Here is a 16285-nt window from a genome sequence, read left to right on the forward strand (position 1 = left end):
CACGAGGCAGGCAGGCAGACCTCGGCAACACCAGCAAAGGGAGCAAGCATGGCCACCCGTGCCGTCGTTCGCGACAGGGCCGACCGGAGTCGCGCGGCCCGCCCGACCAACCTCGAGGCCGACCGCGACCTGGTCGGCATGTACCTCGACGAGATCGCCAGGACGCCCCTGCTCGATGCCGCCGAGGAGGTCGAGCTCTCCCTGCGGATCGAGGCCGGCGTGTACGCCCAGCACCTGCTGGAGGAGGAGGGCGGACTCCCCGACGGCGTCACGCGCGAGGAGCTGGAGGCGATAGCCGCCGACGCCGAGCGCGCCAAGGACGTCTTCATCCGCTCCAACCTCCGGCTCGTGGTCGCCGTCGCCCGTCGCTACCCGCGCAGCGGCCTGCCGCTGCTGGACCTCATCCAGGAGGGCAACGCCGGCCTGGTGCGCGCGGTCGAGAAGTTCGACTACGCCAAGGGCTTCAAGTTCTCCACGTACGCGACGTGGTGGATCCGGCAGGCGATCACCCGGTCCATCGCCGACCAGTCCCGCACCATCCGGCTGCCCGTGCACCTGGTGGAGGAGCTGGGGCGGATCCGGCGGGTGCAGCGGGAGAAGTCCAAGGAGCTGGGCCGCGAGGCGGAGCCGGCCGAGATCGCGGCCGAGCTGGACACCACCGAGGCCCGGATCAAGGACGTGCTGGACTGGGCGAGGGACCCGGTCAGCCTCAACATGTCGGTCGACGACGAGGGCGAGACCCAGTTCGGCGACCTCGTCGAGGACACCGGGGCGACGTCCCCCGAGGACGCCGTGATGGTCATGCTCCGCCGTGAGGAACTGGACGACCTGATCGGGCGGTTGGACGACCGCACCGCCTCGATCATCCGCTCCCGCTACGGGATGGAGGACGGCCGCGAGCGCACCCTCACCGAGGTCGGCAAGCAGCACGGCCTCACCCGTGAGCGGATCCGGCAGATCGAGAAGCACGCGCTGGCCGAGCTGAAGAAGATCGCGGACCACGCGGGCTTCGAAGCCGCCTGACGGACCAGCCGGCCCCCTGGCCGAGCCCTCACCCGGGCCCTGGCGCGGAGCGCTCCGCACCGGGGCCCGAGGCGTGCCACGGGCTCTTAGGCTTGAGGGAAGGGACGAACGGACGGAGTGGACAGCGTGAGCGAGCAGGGACGGGAAGAGGACCGGCGCCAGGCGCAGGACCAGGACCGGGCGCAGGAGCCCGGGAAGGCCGCGGCCGCCAAGGCCCGACTGGTCTTCCGGGACCCGTTGGACCAGCAGTCCGGGGACGACACCGACGCGGGCTGGGGCGGTCGCCCCGGAGCGGGGGAGAGCGGTGGACGGGGGCTGGACTGGTACCTGAGCCAGCGCCCGCCGCACCACGGGGACTGACCGCACCACGGGGACTGACCGCACCACGGGGACTGGGGAGCGGGGACCGGGGGCGTGGGGCGCCCGCCGGTCAGCGCAGCGGCGAGACCAGCGCGTCGCGGATCTCGGTCAGCAGCTTGACCTCCTTGGCCTCGAGTTCCGCCGCCTTCTCGACGTCGGTCTTGCGGCGGGCCGCCAGCTTGTTCATGGGCAGGATCAGAACGAAGGAGACGACCGCCGCGGTGATCAGGAACTGGAGCGCGGCGCTGAGCACCGATCCCCAGAGGATGAGGATTCCGGACGTGACCTCACCGGTCGGGCTCGCCTCGCAGGGCCCCTTGAGGCAGGAACTGTAGGACGCGAGGTCCTTCGTCCCGAACACGCCGACGATCGGATTGATCACGCCTTTGACGAAGGCGTTGACGATGTTGGTGAAAGCCGCGCCGATGACCACGGCCACGGCGAGTTCGACGACATTTCCACGCAGCAGGAATTCCTTGAAGCCCCTTCATGTCGCCTCGAACGACGAAGTCGTCCTCCGGTCACGGGTGATCTTCCGCGACCCCGGATTGACAACCCGTCCGGCCCAGCGCGCCGCCCTGGGGCGGCGGCAGCCCGGCCCGTGCGGGCCCCAGCGCGAGCGCCGACGCCACCGCGAGCAGCACCAGGACGGGCACTCCGGCTCGCCGCCGCACGGCGCTGCGCCAGCGGTGCCAGCCACCGCACCCGCGCCGGATCGGCGGGAAGCTCGGCAGCTCCTGTCGGGGCGGCACGGCCGGCGCGGGCAACGGCAGTGGTACGGGCAGGGGGAAGGAGAAGCTCGCGGTCGTCATCGACGCACCTCCGGACTGTCGGCGGACCGGCCCCTCGCGGACCGGATGCCCACACGATGAGCGTTTTCGGCGACGTCGGAAAGCCCTTTCCCCAGGCCTGTGGACAACCCGGCCCTGTGGGCAACTCCGCTCACTCGTGCGGGTGAATTCGACCCGTCCGAGAAGACAAGAGGCAGCAAGACGTGGTAGAGGCGGCACCGCGCCCGCGACAACATGGACACGCCCGTGACAACAGGACACGCCCGCGTCGACAGCACGCGCCCGGGACGACAGCGCGCACCCGCCGGACGACCCCGGACGGAAACGCGGAAAGGCCCGCCGCCCCCGCGTGGAAGCGGGGCCGACGGGCCTTTCCGAGGTCTGCGGTCCGTCCGGGCCGGTGCCCGGCGCCGGGTCAGCCGGCGGCCGGAGCCGGGCTGGACGAGGCCGGGGTCGACGCCGAGGAGCCGGAGCCCGACGACGTCGAGGAGGACGTGGACGCGGCGGACGAGGTCGAGGTGCTCGACGACGATCCGGAGCTCACCGAGCTGCTGGAGGAGGAGCGGCTGTCGGTCCGGTAGAAGCCGGAGCCCTTGAACACGACGCCCACGGCCGAGAAGACCTTGCGGAGCCGTCCCTGGCAGTCGGGGCACGTGGTCAGCGCCTCGTCGGTGAACTTCTGCACCGCCTCCAGGCCGTTGCCGCACTCGGTGCACTGGTACTGGTACGTGGGCACTTGTCTTCCTCCTGGCACTCTCGCCTGATGAGTGCTAACGATGGTCAATGATGCGGCATTCCGCCGGAACAGTCCAGCGACCCCGGTGTGAGATCGGCCCGCAGCGCCCGCCGGTCACCGTCCGCTCAGCCCTCGGCGACACCCGCCAGCTGCATCGGGCGCCCGCTCTCCGCGGTCCGCGCACCGGCGCCCGCCCCGTCCTTCGGCGCGACCAGCAGGTGCCGCAGCGAGAACAGCGCGACCAGCCCCAGCCCGGCGCCGGCCACCGGGACCAGGAAGCCGGTCGAGGGCCCGTGCCCGTCGATCAGCTGGCCCGCCGCCATCGAGCCGACGGCCAGGCCCAGCCCGATGGCGCCGGTCAGCCAGGTGAAGGCCTCCGTCTTGGCGCCGTCCGCGACCAGCGTCTCGACCAGGGTGTAGCCGCTGATCAGGGTCGGCGCGATGGCCAGCCCGCAGACCAGCCCGGCGACGGTCAGCGCGACCAGGTTGGGCATCGCCCACAGCACCGAGCAGCCCAGCACCAGCAGCGCGTAGCTGATCAGCATCCGCTGCTGCACCGGCCGCCGCCAGGCGATCACGCCGTACAGCACGCCGGCCAGCATCGAGCCGCCGGCGAAGATCCCGTACACGGTGCCCCCGGCGTCGTGCTGTCCGACCGAGTCGGCGAAGGCGTTCACCGAGACCTGCATGCCGCCGAAGACCGCGCCGACCCCGAGGAAGGTCCCGGCCAGCAGTCGGACGCCGGGGGAGGCGAGCGCCGAGGCCCGCTTGGTACCGGGCTGCGGCACGATCCGGGCCGGGGCGGTGCCCCGCTGGGCGGCGAAGGCCAGACCGCCGACGAGGGTCAGCGCGGCCTCGGCGACCAGGGCGGTGGCCGGGTTGGCGAGGGCGGCGATGCCGGAGGCCAGGATCGGGCCGATCACGAAGGTGAACTCGTCCGTCACGGACTCGAAGGCGAAGGCGGTGCTCACCCGGGCCGCGGAGTTCTCGGAGGCGCCGTCCGCCGTGAACCGGGCCACCCAGCGGGCCCGGACCATCGCGCCGACCTGCGGCACGCTCGCCCCGGCCGGGACGGCGGCCAGGAACAGGCTCCAGGCGGGCGCGTGGCCGAGCGCGAGCGCGATCAGCGCGCCGACCGAGGCCGCGTGCACCAGGACGGTCGGGACGAGCACCGCGGCCTGGCCGTAGCGGTCGGCGAGCCGCCCGGTCTGCGGCCCGATCAGGGCCTGGGCGACGGCGGCGACCGCGGTGACGGTGCCGGCGGTGCCGTACGAGCCGTGGGTCTGGGTGACGAGCAGCAGGATGCCCATGCTGAGCATCGCGTACGGCAGTCGCGCGACGAGGGCGGGGGACAGGAACGTCCAGGCCCCGGGCGTGCGCAGCAGCTCGCCGTACCCGACGCGGGCGGGGGCCGTAGCTGCGGGGGTGGCCGCGTGGTCCGCGGCGGTGTCGACCGTTCGGCGCGCCGTCACGGTCGGTCCTTCCTGCTGCCTGGTAGCGCGGCAGGGCATGGTGGAGCCCCGACGGCGCCGAGAGTCGTCCTCTCGCGCGTCGACCGGGGTAGATACCGGGTCGGTCCGGCGTGCTGGCCGGGGGCCGGACCGCGGCCGCCGAGCGGTCGCGCCAACTCTGCGTCAGGCAGATGCTGGGGGTGGTCTAGCGGTAGTCATACGACGTGGTCGAACCAGCATACAGTTACGCGCGTAGACGACGCCAGCCCTCCCGGCTCGCCAGGCCCCGAGCAGGCGGGCCCGCCCCGGGGAGGCCCCGCCGTCACCGCCCGTTCAGCCACCCCGCGAGCTTGCCGCCCTTGTCCACGGCCCGCAGTCGCCGCTCCGCCGCCTCGCCGACCTCGTCGGTGGTGACCACCAGCAGCTCGTCCCCGCCGCGCAGCACCGTCGCCTTGTCCGGCACGAAGGAGTTCCCCTCCCGCACGACCAGGGTGACCGCCGCCCCCTTGGGCAGCCGCAGCTCGCTGATCTCCACGCCCGACATCTTCGAGGCGGGGGAGAGGGCGACCGACAGCAGGTGCCCGTGCAGCTTCTCCAGCGGGGCGGACTCGATGCCCAGGTCCTGGCCCATGTCGCCCTCGTCGATCCGCAGCCGCTTGGCCACCCACGGCAGGGTCGGTCCCTGGAGCAGGGTGAAGACGACGACCAGCATGAAGACGATGTTGAAGACGTCGTCGGCCCGGTGCGCGCCCGACACCACCGGGATGGTGGCCAGCACGATCGGCACCGCCCCGCGCAGTCCGGCCCAGCTCAGCAGCGCCTGCTCGCGGGCCGCCACCTTGAACGGGGTCAGCGAGGCCATCACCGAGAGCGGTCGGGCCAGGAACACCAGCACCCCGCCCACCACCAGTGCGGGCACCACCGCGTCGCCCATGGTCTCGGGCGTGACGAGCAGCCCGAGCAGCACGAACATGCCGATCTGCCCGATCCAGGCCAGCCCGTCGGCGAAGCCCCGGACGGCCGGGCCGTGCGGCAGCTTGGAGTTCCCGAGGATCACCGCGCTGATGTAGACGGCGAGGAAGCCGGAGCCGTGCAGCAGCGCGCCGCCGGCGTACGCGAGCACGGTGAGCGCCATCACGGCGATCGGGTAGAGGCCCGAGGAGGGCAGCGCGACGTGCTTGAGCCCGTACGCGCCGATCCGGCCGACGGCCAGGCCCACCGCGGCGCCGATCGCCAGTTCGGCGACGATCGTGGCGATCAGGACGTACCAGGAGTCCAGTTCCCCGGTGGTGGCGAAGGCGACGACCAGGATGACCACGGGGGCGTCGTTGAAGCCGGACTCGGCCTCCAGCAGGCCGGTGAGCCGGTGCGGCAGCGGGACCATCCGCAGCACCGAGAAGACGGCGGCCGCGTCGGTCGAGGAGACGATGGCGCCGAGCAGCAGTGAGGTCCGCCAGTCCAGGCCGACCAGCCAGTGGGCGCCGGCCGCGGTGGTGAACACGCTGACGCCGACGCCGAGGGTGGCGAGCACCGTCGCGGCCGGCACCACCGGCTTGATCTCCCGCCAGCTGGTCTTGAGGCCGCCCTCGGCGAGGATCACCACGAGCGCCGCGTAGCCGAGCACCTGGGTCAGCTCGGCGTTGTTGAAGGTGATGCCGATCCCGTTCTGGCCCAGCGCCACGCCGATCCCCAGGTAGATCAGCAGGCTGGGCAGCCCTGATCGGGTGGAGAGGCGTACGGCGCCCACCGCGAACAGCAGGATCACGGAGGACTCAAGCAGGAGCTGGTTCAGATGGGAGACGTTCACGCAGGGGCACCTCGGGCAGGCATGGGCGGGCGGGGTGTCTGGTGGTGCTGGGGGTGACCCGTTAAGAAGTCGTCAATGCTCCCCTTGCGGATCGTTACGCAGTCTAACATTTTGCCATATCTTTAGCTTGGTCCCCCGTTCACGGTGCCCGGCCGACTCGGCCTAATGTGGTGCCCTGTCACGGCCGCAGGCCCTGGACACGCCCGCCCGCCCCGAAGTCAGGACCGCAAGGACCCAGATGCCCCGCTCGAAGAAGTTCCGGCGCGCCCGTCTGATCGTGATCGTGCTGGTCGTGCTGCTGGTGGCCGGTGCCGGCTACGGCGGCTACCGCGGGGTCTCCGCGGTCCGCGCCTCCTTCCCGGAGGTCGACGGCAGTGTCAAGGTGGCGGGCCTGAGCGCGCCCGTCGACGTCAAGCGGGACGCCAACGGCATCCCGCAGCTGTACGCCGACAGCAACGAGGACCTGTTCCGGGCCCAGGGCTACGTCCAGGCGCAGGACCGTTTCTGGGAGATGGACGTCCGCCGGCACATCACCGCGGGCCGGCTCTCCGAGATGTTCGGCGACGGCCAGGTCGACACCGACGCCTTCATCCGCACCATGGGCTGGCGGCAGGTGGCGCAGAAGGAGTTCGACACCAAGCTGTCGCCGGAGACGAAGAAGTACCTCCAGGCCTACTCGGACGGCGTGAACGCCTGGCTCGCCGAGCACCCCGGCGGTGCGAAGGCCTCGCTGGAGTACAGCCTGCTCGGCGTCGTCAACAGCGGCTACCAGCCCGAGCAGTGGTCCCCGGTCGACTCGGTGGCCTGGCTCAAGGCGATGGCCTGGAACCTCTCCGGGAACCTCCAGGAGGAGATCGACCGCTCGCTGCTGGCCCAGGACTTCGGCCCGGACAAGATCGCCGAGCTGTACCCGGACTACCCGTTCGCCCGCAACGGCACCATCGTGAAGACCGGCACCGTGGCCGGCGACAACTACCGCCCCGCCGACGGCTCCCCGCAGTCCGGCGCGCCCGCCGGCACCGCCACCGCCCAGGGCGCGGCCACCACCAAGGCGATGCTGCAGGGCCTGACCGACCGGGTCGACTCGATGCCGCAGCTGCTCGGCCGCCCCGGCCAGGGCATCGGTTCCAACTCCTGGGTGGTCGCCGGCTCGCACACCACCACCGGCAAGCCGCTGCTGGCCAACGACCCGCACCTCGGCCCCGGCCTGCCGTCGGTCTGGTACCAGATGGGCCTGCACTGCCGGACCAGTTCCCCGGCCTGCCAGTTCGACGTCTCCGGCTTCACCTTCGCGGGCATGCCCGGCGTGGTGATCGGCCACAACAAGGACATCGCCTGGGGCTTCACCAACCTCGGCGCCGACGTGACCGACCTCTTCCTGGAGAAGGTCACCGGCCCGGAGACCTACCAGGTCGACGGCAAGGACGTGAAGTTCGACCTCCGCAAGGAGACCATCAAGGTCGCCGGCGGGGAGGACCGCACCATCACCGTCCGCACCACCCAGACCGGCGCCCCGCTGATCTCCGACCAGAGCAGCGAGCAGCAGAACGTCGGCAAGTACGCCCCCAACGGCCAGTCCGCCCCCGACCGCGGCACCAGCGGCTACGGCGTCGCCCTGCAGTGGACGGCGCTCAGCCCCGGCAAGACCATGGACGCCGTCTTCGAACTGGACAGGGCGAAGAACTGGGACGAGTTCCGCGCCGCCGCCAAGGACTTCACCGTCCCCGCGCAGAACCTGGTCTACGCCGACGCCAAGAACATCGGCTACCAGGCCCCGGGCACCATCCCGGTCCGCGGCAAGGGCGACGGCACCCTCCCCGCGCCGGGCTGGGACTCCGCGTACCAGTGGAAGGACCCGATCCCCTTCACCGCGCTGCCCTGGAGCCTCAACCCCTCGGCCGGCTACATCGTCACCGCCAACCAGGCCGTGGTGGACCCGGCCTACAAGTACAGCCTGACCAAGGACTGGGAGTACGGCACCCGCGCCAAGGAGATCACCGACCAGATCGAGGGCCTGCTCAAGAACAACGGCAAGATCTCGCCGGACGACATGCAGACCCTCCAGCTGGACAACACCAGCGTGATGGCCAAGACGCTGGTCCCGCTGCTGCTCAAGCAGCCGATCAGCGATCCGTACGTGCGCGAGGCCCAGGACCTGCTGAAGGACTGGAACTTCCACCAGGACGCCGACTCGGCCGCCGCCGCCTACTACAACGGCGTCTGGCGCCAGCTGCTGATCCTGGCCTTCGGCCAGAAGTTCCCGGCCGACCTGCGGGCCAAGGACAACTGCCTGCTGGTCCGCCAGCAGGACGACCCCACCAAGCCGGACAGCTCCACCAAGATCGTCACCGAGTGCGGCACCCGCGAGCCGGGCAAGGCCCAGCCGGACGGCGGCGACCGCTGGACCGAGGTGGTGCGCCAGCAGCTGGAGAAGCCCGACAGCTCGTGGTGGACGTACATCGACGACCAGCACAAGGAGCAGAAGGGCCTGGACAACCTGCTCCAGGAGGCGATGAAGAACGCCCGCCAGGAACTGACCTCGCTGCTCAGCAAGGACGTCTCCACCTGGAGCTGGGGCCGCCTGCACAAGCTGGAGCTGCGCGAGCAGACCCTCGGCACCGACGACTCGTCGATCGCCTCCGGCGTGGTGCACAAGCTGCTCAACCGCGGCCCGTACCGGCTCTCCGGCGGCTCGGCGGCGGTCGACGCGGCCGGCTGGAACGCGGCGGCCGGCTACCGGGTGGACTGGATCCCGTCGATGCGCATGGTGGTCGACCTGAACGACCTCGACTCCTCGCGCTGGGTCAACGTCGGCGGCGCCTCCGGCCACGCCTTCCACGACAACTACAACGACCAGACCGACCTCTGGCTCAAGGGCAAGCTGCTGACCTGGGCCTACTCGCCGGACGCGGTCGAGAAGGCCACCAAGCACAGGCTGGTGCTCACCACCGGCTGACGCCCGTACGGCCCGTCCGGCGGCCCCGTTCCCCCCCCCCGGGGGAGCGGGGCCGCCGCCGTCCCCGCCTCCACCCCTCACCCGAGCCTGCGCACCCCGGAGGGCAGCACCGCCAGGTCCACCGGCCGGTCGTGCGGCTCGGCCGGCACCCGCTCCAGCAGCTCGTGCTCGTACAGCAGCACCGCCAGCACCGGCCGCGCGCCCGCCCGCGCCAGCCGGGCCAGCACCCGGTCGTAGCTGCCGCCGCCCCGGCCCAGCCGCAGCCCGGAGCGGTCCACCGCCAGGCCCGGCAGCAGCACCACCGAGGCCTCCGTCACCGCCTGCGGCCCGAGCCGCGGGCCGACCGGCTCCAGCAGCCCGCGCCCGGCCGGGGTCAGCGCGTCGGGCCCCGCGTACTCGGTCCAGTCCAGGTCGTTGTCCGGCAGCAGCACCGGGAGCAGCACCCGAACCCCGCGTGCCAGCAGCGCGTCCAGCAGCGGCCGCGTCCCGGGCTCGGCGCCCATCGAGACGTACGCGGCCACCGTGGCGCCCGCGGCGGCCAGCTCCCCGGCGTGCCCGGCCAACGCGTCGGCCGCCGCCGCGCGCTCCCCGGCGGCCAGTTCGCGCCGTTCCGCCAGCAGCCGTGTCCTCAGGCCGCTCTTCTCGTTGGGCAACCGATCCTCGTTCATCCGATCCTCCTGGCCTGCGCACCGTCGACGCGCAGAGCCTGACACGCGAAGGGGCACCCCCCATTGACCACCCCGCTGCTGGTCCAGGCCCTGGCCGCACTGAGCGTCCCCGCACTGGTCGGCGCCACCGTCCTCGGACTGCGCGGACGGCGGGCGCGGGCCGGGGCCGCCGCCGGGGCGCAGCGGCTGCGCGGGCGGATCGCCGAACTGGAGGAGCGCTGCGCCGAACTGGAGCGCACCGCCTCCTGCGATCCGCTCACCGGCGTGTGGAACTACCGCCACCTCCAGCTCACCCTGGACCGGGAGATCGAACGGGCCCGCCGGGCCGAGCACACCGAGCAGGCCGACGGACCGCGCCCGCTCGCCGTGCTGATGCTGGCCATCACCGGCTTCGACGCGGTCGTCGCCGAGCACGGCCGGGGCCGGGCCGGAGCGGTGCTGCGCGACCTCGCCCAGCGGCTCGCGATGGAGATCCGCCGGGCCGACACGCTCGGCCGGTACGGCGGCGAGGAGTTCCTGGTGGTGCTGCCGGACACCGGAGCCGAGGGCGCCGCGCAGGTCGCCGAGCGGCTGGTCTGGTCGGTCCGCCGGCACCTGCTGCTGGACTGGTCCTCCGGCCAGCGCGAGTCCCGCCCCGCCGCCGGCAACGGCCTGACCGCCGCCGCCGGCATCGCCGTGCTGCCGGAGGACGGCACCCACGCGGCCGTCCTGCTGCGCGCCGCCGACGCGGCGCTCGCCGCGGCCCGGGCGGCCGGCGGTGACTGCTGGCGGCTCTCCGCCCAGCCCGCGGGGGAGGTCGACCGGCCCCGCGGGGACCGCCCCGGACAGGGCGGCCGTACCGCCGGTCACGGAGCGGAGGCCGATCGTGACCCTTCGGGAAAGACGGGTAGTCTGTCGGCCTGTGTCGGCAGGGACCCCCTCGCCCAGCCGGTCGCGACCCATACGCCAGCCACCGTGGCCGGGCACCGCGACGTGCTGTCCTAGCCGTCCGCCCGCGCTCGGCCGGGCAAAAACGTGCCTGAGTAAGGTAAACGCATGACGACGACCAACTCCCGAGTTCCGGTAACCAAGGCCGTGGTACCCGCGGCCGGACTGGGCACCCGCTTCCTCCCGGCGACCAAGGCCACCCCGAAGGAGATGCTCCCGGTCGTCGACAAGCCGGCGATCCAGTACGTCGTCGAGGAGGCCTCCGCCGCGGGCCTGTCCGACATACTGATGGTCACCGGCCGCAACAAGCGGGCGCTGGAGGACCACTTCGACCGTGCCTACGAGCTGGAGGAGCTGCTGGTCCGCAAGGGCGACGAGCAGCGCCTCGCCCGGGTCCGCGAGTCCGTCGAGCTGGCCAACATGCACTACGTCCGCCAGGGCGACCCGAAGGGCCTCGGCCACGCCGTCTCGGTCGCCGAGCAGCACGTCGCCGGCCAGCCCTTCGCCGTCCTGCTCGGCGACGACCTGATCGACCCGCGTGACCCGCTGCTCTCCCGGATGATCGAGGTGCAGCAGCAGCTCGGCGGCTCGGTCGTCGCCCTGATGGAGGTCGACCCCTCCCAGATCCACCTCTACGGCTGCGCCGCCGTCAAGGCCAACGGCTTCGGCGAGGACGTCTTCCAGGTGACCGACCTGGTCGAGAAGCCGGAGCCCGGCGAGGCCCCGTCCAACTACGCCGTGATCGGCCGCTACGTGCTCGACCCGCTGGTGTTCGACGTGCTGCGGGAGACCCTGCCCGGCCGCGGCGGCGAGATCCAGCTCACCGACGCCCTGCGCGAGCTGACCGACCGCGAGGCCGCGGACGGCGGCCAGGTGCACGGCGTGCTCTTCAAGGGCCGCCGCTACGACACCGGCGACCGCGCCGACTACCTGCGCGCTATCGTCCGTCTGGCCGCCGAACGCGAGGACCTGGGCCCGGAGTTCCGCTCCTGGCTGCGGGAGTTCGTCGGCTCCGAGATGCAGGCCTGACGCAGGACCGACCACGACAGAGAGCGAGTCGCCGATGACCGGGTCCACCGAGCACAGCACCACGCCCAGCGCCTGCTGCGACGCCGGAGCGGACCCGGCCCCGGCGGCCCCCCGCCTCTGGACCGTGGACGAGCACCTCGCCGACGTGCTGGCCTCGGTCCGCCCGCTGCCCGCGATCGAGCTCGGACTGCTCGACGCCCAGGGCTGCCGGCTCGACGAGGACGTGGTCGCCGACGGCGACCTGCCGCCCTTCGACAACAGCTCGATGGACGGCTACGCGGTCCGCACCGCCGACACCGAGGGCGCCACCGACACCTACCCGTCGGTGCTCACGGTGGTCGGCGACATCGCCGCCGGCGCCGACGAGCTGCCCAGGGTCGGCCCCGGCCAGGCCGCCCGGATCATGACCGGCGCCCCGCTGCCGCCCGGTGCCCGGGCCGTCGCCCCGGTCGAGTGGACCGACGGCGGCACCGGCACCGGGGTGGCCGCCGCCGCGATGACCGCGCCGGTCCCGGACGAGGAGGTCCGGGTCCTGCGCCCGGTCGCCGAGGGCGCGCACATCCGCCGCCGCGGCAGCGACGTCGCGGCCGGCACCCGGGTGCTGGAGGCCGGCACCCGGCTCGGCCCCGCCCAGCTCGGCCTGCTCGCCGCGATCGGCCGCCCCACCGTGAAGGTCCGCCCGCGCCCGCGGGTCGTGGTGCTGTCCACCGGCAGCGAGCTGGTCCAGCCCGGCGAACCGGTCGGCCCCGGGCGGATCGCCGACTCCAACAGCTTCACCCTCACCGCGGCCGCCCGGGAGGCCGGCGCCATCGCCTACCGGGTCGGCGCCGTCCCGGACGACGCCGACCGGCTGCGCGCCGTCCTGGACGAGCAGCTCGGCCGGGCCGACCTGATCGTCACCAGCGGCGGGGTCAGCGTCGGCGCGTACGACGTGGTCAAGGAGGTCTTCGAGACCTACGGCGGAGCCGCCGACGTCGAGTTCCGCAAGCTGCGGATGCAGCCCGGCAAGCCGCAGGGCTTCGGCCGGATCGGCGGGGCACCCGGGGTGCCGCTGCTCGCCCTGCCCGGCAACCCGGTGAGCGCCTACATCTCCTTCGAGCTCTTCGTCCGCCCGGTCATCCGCACCATGCTCGGCGCCGCCGACGTGCACCGCCCGGTCGTCCGCGCGCTCTGCCCGGCGGCGCTGCGCTCCCCGGCCGGCCGCCGGCAGTTCCTGCGCGGCCGCTACTCGGCCGCGGACGGCACGGTCGAGCCGGTGGGCGGCGCCGGGTCGCACCTGGTCGGCGCGCTGGCCCGGGCGAACTGTCTGATCACCGTCCCCGAGGACACCACCGAACTGCCCGCCGGCAGCGAGGTGGACGTGGTGTTGCTGGACTCCTGATCGGCCCCGAGGACCTGGGAACGGTACGGTAGCGCGGTATTCGACCTGCGCGCCCCTGGAGTTACCCGTGACGACACCTCCCCCCGGCGACCGCCTCACCCACGTCGACGACCAGGGCGCGGCCCGGATGGTCGACGTCTCCGAGAAGGCCACCACCGCGCGCACCGCCGTCGCGGCCGGCCGGGTGCGGGTCTCCCCGCAGGTGGTCGAGCTGCTGCGCGGCGAGGGTGTGCCCAAGGGCGACGCCCTCGCGGTGGCCCGGATCGCCGGGATCATGGGCGCCAAGAAGACCCCGGACCTGATCCCGCTCTGCCACCCGATCGCGGTCTCCGGCGTCAAGGTCGACCTCGCCGTCGCGGACGACGCGGTGGAGATCACCGCCACCGTGAAGACCGCCGACCGCACCGGCGTCGAGATGGAGGCGCTGACCGCCGTCGCGGTGGCCGGGCTGACCGTCGTCGACATGGTCAAGGCGGTGGACAAGGGCGCCACGATCGAGTCGGTCCGGGTGCTGAGCAAGACCGGCGGCAAGAGCGGCGACTGGTTCGCCCCGGAGGTGGACGCGTGACGGGCACGGCGGGGAGGGCGCTGGCCGTCACCGTGTCCAACCGGGCCTCGGCCGGGGTCTACGAGGACCGGGGCGGCCCGCTGCTGGTGGCCGGCCTGACCGCGATGGGCTTCGCCGCCGACGGCCCCCGGGTCGTCCCGGACGGCGAGCCGGTGGAGGCCGTGCTGCGCGAGGCCGTCGCGGCCGGTTACGACGTGGTGCTGACCACCGGCGGCACCGGCATCTCGCCGATGGACCTCACCCCCGAGATGACCGCCCGGGTGATCGACCGCCAGATCCCCGGCATCGCCGAGGCCGTCCGCGCGTACGGCCGGGAGAAGGTGCCCACCTCGGCGCTCTCCCGCGGGCTCGCCGGGCTCGCCGGACGTACCCTGATCGTCAACCTGCCGGGCTCGACCGGCGGCGTCAAGGACGGCCTGGCCGTCCTGGAGCCGCTGCTCGCCCACGCCGTCGACCAGCTCGGCGGCGGGGACCACCCCCGGACCGACGCCCCGGACCCCGGGGCTCCAGCATCCAGGAGAGGGCACTGAACGCCGGCTGGCCGGTAGAACTCCACGAGGGGGAGGTCGTGCTGCGCCCGATCCGGGCCCGCGACCAGCGCGAGTGGCAGGAGGTGAGCCGCCGCAACCGGGACTGGCTGCGCCGCTGGGAGGCCACCGTGCCGCCCGGCGCGGCGGGCCAGGCGGCCGGGTCCCGGCCGACGTACCGGCAGATGGTCCGCTTCCTGCGCGGCGAGGCCTCGGCCGGCCGGATGCTGCCCTTCGTCGTGCTCTACAAGGGCCGGCTGGTCGGCCAGTTGACCGTCGGCGGGATCACCTGGGGGTCGATGTGCTCGGCGAACATCGGGTACTGGGTGGACGAGTCGGTGGCCGGCCGGGGCATCATCCCGACCGCCGTGGCGCTGTCGGTGAACTACTGCTTCCGCACGCTCGGACTGCACCGGATCGAGGTCTGCATCCGCCCGGAGAACGCCCCGAGCCGGCGGGTGGTGGAAAAGCTCGGCTTCCGCTCGGAGGGAATCCGTCCGCGCTATCTCCACATCGACGGGGACTGGCGCGACCACCTCGTGTACGCGCTGACCGACGAGGAGGTCCCGGAGGGGATGCTGGAGCGCTGGCGGGCGCTCAGTTCCGGGCGCGGGCTGAGTAATTGAATATATGTTCGAAAGAAATATCGATATGGCATCGGCGGGGCACCGGACCCCCACAAATGGCGGCAAAATAGTCGGAGAATCAGCTTGATCACACGACACGCCGTGCCAAATTGCTGCCAGGCCTTCCCCGGCGCCCGTACGGTGTGAATCGTGAGCAGTAGCGGCCTTATCTACGCCGTCATCGTAGGGGCCTGGGCCGCCTATCTGGTGCCGATGTGGCTCCGCAGGCAGGACGAACTCAACGAGGCGCGCCCGACGGAACGCTTCAGCACCGCCATCCGCCTGCTGGCCGGGCGTTCGGCGCTGGAGCGGCGGGCAGCCCGGGCCCTGGGCGACGAACCGCGTGACGACGAGCAGAGCGACGACGGTCCTCCCGAACGGGACGGGACCGCCTCCGACGACCCCGCACGGGAGCCCGAACCCCCGGCGCAGCGTCCGGCCGAGCGGCCGGTCCCCGAGTCGAGGGCCGGCACCGAGCGCCGGGCGCAGCTGCTGGCCCGCCGGCGCCGGATGGTCACCGCCCTGTTCCTCTCCTTCGCGCTCGGCGCGGTGGTCGCCGCGGTGGCCGGACTGGCCTTCCTCTGGGTCCCGGCGGTCCCGGCGGTGCTCCTCACCCTGTACATCGGCCACCTGCGCAAGCTGGAGCGCCAGCGGTACGAGGTGAAGCTCGACCGGGTCCGGGCCGCCCAGGCGGCCGAGCGGCTGCGCAAGCGCGAGCAGCAGCGGGCCGGGGCCCCGGCTCCCGGCGCGGCCCCGGCCGAGGCCTCCGCCGAGCCGGCTCCGGCCGCGCCCGCCGAGGAGCGGGCCGTCCGCCGTCCGCACCTGCGGCTGGCGGCCGACCCGGAGCAGGCCACCGTCTCGGTGCCCTCCGCCTCCGCGGTGGCCGAGGCGACCGAGCACGAGGAGTGGGTGGACGGCATGCGCGAGCGCGGTGCGGCCGGCCCGGACTCCTGGGAGCCGGTGCCCGTCCCGCTGCCGACCTACGTGACCGCCCCGGTCGCGCCCCGGGTCTCCCGCGGCCTCGACCTGTCGGCGCCCGGCACCTGGACCGCGGGCCGCCCCGCCGAACCCCGCAAGACCCCGCTCTTCGACCAGTACGCCGACCCCCAGGCCCCCGAGTCGCGCCCGCGCGCGGCCAACGAGTAGCCCGGGGGAGGCCCCGGCCACCCCCCCCGACCGGCACCGCGATCCGGGGGTGGTCACAGGCCCCCTCCGAAAGGTGCTAGAGTTTCTTCTCGTTGGGGCTGTGGCGCAGTCCGGTAGCGCACCTCGTTCGCATCGAGGGGGTCAGGGGTTCGAATCCCCTCAGCTCCACCCAACGACTGTTTACGAGTCTGACTCGTAAGTGGTCATGAGATCCCGCTCGGCCGGTTCGGCTGAGCGGGATTTCTGCTTTGGGTGGGCTTGTTCGAGGTGGCGTGCGATGGCGATGGTG

Annotated in this window: 15 protein-coding genes, 1 tRNA gene and 1 pseudogene; 11 read left to right on the top strand and 6 right to left on the bottom strand. The window is 72.9% G+C overall.

The genetic code is table 11. From position 1 onward, the window contains the following. Positions 1-48: 48 nt before the first annotated feature. The gene (locus ACZ5GH_RS21305) at positions 49-1023 is read left to right on the top strand and encodes a sigma-70 family RNA polymerase sigma factor (RefSeq protein WP_316526644.1); all 975 of its coding nucleotides are present in this window, start codon (positions 49-51) and stop codon (positions 1021-1023) included. A gap of 126 nt (positions 1024-1149) precedes the next feature. After that, positions 1150-1383, top strand: coding sequence for a hypothetical protein (locus tag ACZ5GH_RS21310; RefSeq protein ID WP_464335026.1), 234 nt, complete (start codon positions 1150-1152; stop codon positions 1381-1383). Between the two features lie 70 nt (positions 1384-1453). Here ACZ5GH_RS21310 and mscL read toward each other — a convergent pair. The 5 genes and pseudogenes from mscL to ACZ5GH_RS21335 form a co-directional block, all read right to left on the bottom strand. Continuing rightward, positions 1454-1867: pseudogene (mscL, locus tag ACZ5GH_RS21315) on the bottom strand (large conductance mechanosensitive channel protein MscL); the annotation flags it as partial. Between the two features lie 37 nt (positions 1868-1904). Further along, positions 1905-2195 carry a hypothetical protein gene (locus tag ACZ5GH_RS21320; protein WP_387749428.1) on the bottom strand — a complete coding sequence of 97 codons (291 nt, stop codon included), beginning with the start codon at positions 2193-2195 and terminating at the stop codon, positions 1905-1907. Positions 2196-2589: 394 nt separating this feature from the next. Further along, entirely contained in the window at positions 2590-2910 is a 321-nt protein-coding gene (locus ACZ5GH_RS21325; RefSeq protein WP_387749431.1) for an FmdB family zinc ribbon protein, read from the bottom strand. A 125-nt stretch (positions 2911-3035) separates the two neighbouring features. After that, positions 3036-4382 (bottom strand): MFS transporter, encoded by a 1347-nt coding sequence (locus ACZ5GH_RS21330; RefSeq protein ID WP_464335027.1) that lies wholly within the window; start codon positions 4380-4382, stop codon positions 3036-3038. Between the two features lie 301 nt (positions 4383-4683). After that, entirely contained in the window at positions 4684-6168 is a 1485-nt protein-coding gene (locus tag ACZ5GH_RS21335) for a potassium/proton antiporter (RefSeq protein WP_464335028.1), read from the bottom strand. Positions 6169-6406: 238 nt separating this feature from the next. Between ACZ5GH_RS21335 and ACZ5GH_RS21340 the strand changes: the two genes are divergently transcribed. Next, positions 6407-9124, top strand: a complete 2718-nt coding sequence (locus ACZ5GH_RS21340; RefSeq protein WP_387749439.1) for a penicillin acylase family protein — start codon at positions 6407-6409, stop codon at positions 9122-9124. A gap of 77 nt (positions 9125-9201) precedes the next feature. On the opposite strand, the gene ACZ5GH_RS21345 is transcribed toward ACZ5GH_RS21340, so the two are convergent. Next, positions 9202-9792: a 5-formyltetrahydrofolate cyclo-ligase gene (locus ACZ5GH_RS21345; RefSeq protein ID WP_387749442.1), complete on the bottom strand. Its 591-nt coding sequence runs from the start codon at positions 9790-9792 to the stop codon at positions 9202-9204. 63 nt (positions 9793-9855) lie between these two features. Between ACZ5GH_RS21345 and ACZ5GH_RS21350 the strand changes: the two genes are divergently transcribed. From ACZ5GH_RS21350 to ACZ5GH_RS21385, 8 genes are all read left to right on the top strand, one after another. Continuing rightward, positions 9856-10776 carry a GGDEF domain-containing protein gene (locus ACZ5GH_RS21350; RefSeq protein ID WP_387749444.1) on the top strand — a complete coding sequence of 307 codons (921 nt, stop codon included), beginning with the start codon at positions 9856-9858 and terminating at the stop codon, positions 10774-10776. A 51-nt stretch (positions 10777-10827) separates the two neighbouring features. Next, positions 10828-11748, top strand: coding sequence for a UTP--glucose-1-phosphate uridylyltransferase GalU (gene galU / locus ACZ5GH_RS21355; protein ID WP_387749447.1), 921 nt, complete (start codon positions 10828-10830; stop codon positions 11746-11748). Positions 11749-11782: 34 nt separating this feature from the next. Beyond that, the gene (gene glp, locus ACZ5GH_RS21360) at positions 11783-13129 is read left to right on the top strand and encodes a molybdotransferase-like divisome protein Glp (protein WP_387749450.1); all 1347 of its coding nucleotides are present in this window, start codon (positions 11783-11785) and stop codon (positions 13127-13129) included. Positions 13130-13256: 127 nt separating this feature from the next. Continuing rightward, positions 13257-13697 (top strand): cyclic pyranopterin monophosphate synthase MoaC, encoded by a 441-nt coding sequence (moaC, locus tag ACZ5GH_RS21365; protein ID WP_387750568.1) that lies wholly within the window; start codon positions 13257-13259, stop codon positions 13695-13697. Further along, positions 13694-14227 (top strand): MogA/MoaB family molybdenum cofactor biosynthesis protein, encoded by a 534-nt coding sequence (locus tag ACZ5GH_RS21370; protein ID WP_387749452.1) that lies wholly within the window; start codon positions 13694-13696, stop codon positions 14225-14227. Before moaC ends, ACZ5GH_RS21370 begins: the two co-directional genes overlap by 4 nt. A gap of 38 nt (positions 14228-14265) precedes the next feature. Beyond that, positions 14266-14850 carry a GNAT family N-acetyltransferase gene (locus tag ACZ5GH_RS21375; RefSeq protein WP_387749455.1) on the top strand — a complete coding sequence of 195 codons (585 nt, stop codon included), beginning with the start codon at positions 14266-14268 and terminating at the stop codon, positions 14848-14850. A gap of 150 nt (positions 14851-15000) precedes the next feature. After that, positions 15001-15996, top strand: coding sequence for a divisome protein SepX/GlpR (gene sepX, locus ACZ5GH_RS21380; protein ID WP_387749457.1), 996 nt, complete (start codon positions 15001-15003; stop codon positions 15994-15996). A 94-nt stretch (positions 15997-16090) separates the two neighbouring features. Continuing rightward, positions 16091-16164: transfer RNA gene (locus tag ACZ5GH_RS21385), tRNA-Ala, on the top strand. The last annotated feature ends 121 nt before the right edge of the window (positions 16165-16285 follow it).

Source organism: Kitasatospora sp. Xyl93, assembly GCF_055383135.1.

Excerpts from the sequence above, each read along its gene's own strand:
- ACZ5GH_RS21320 (WP_387749428.1), bottom strand. The coding sequence starts at position 2,195 with ATGACGACCGCGAGCTTCTCCTTCCCCCTGCCCGTACCACTGCCGTTG.
- moaC (WP_387750568.1), top strand. The coding sequence starts at position 13,257 with ATGGTCGACGTCTCCGAGAAGGCCACCACCGCGCGCACCGCCGTCGCG.
- ACZ5GH_RS21340 (WP_387749439.1), top strand. The coding sequence starts at position 6,407 with ATGCCCCGCTCGAAGAAGTTCCGGCGCGCCCGTCTGATCGTGATCGTG.
- ACZ5GH_RS21345 (WP_387749442.1), bottom strand. The coding sequence starts at position 9,792 with ATGAACGAGGATCGGTTGCCCAACGAGAAGAGCGGCCTGAGGACACGG.
- glp (WP_387749450.1), top strand. The coding sequence starts at position 11,783 with ATGACCGGGTCCACCGAGCACAGCACCACGCCCAGCGCCTGCTGCGAC.
- galU (WP_387749447.1), top strand. The coding sequence starts at position 10,828 with ATGACGACGACCAACTCCCGAGTTCCGGTAACCAAGGCCGTGGTACCC.
- ACZ5GH_RS21305 (WP_316526644.1), top strand. The coding sequence starts at position 49 with ATGGCCACCCGTGCCGTCGTTCGCGACAGGGCCGACCGGAGTCGCGCG.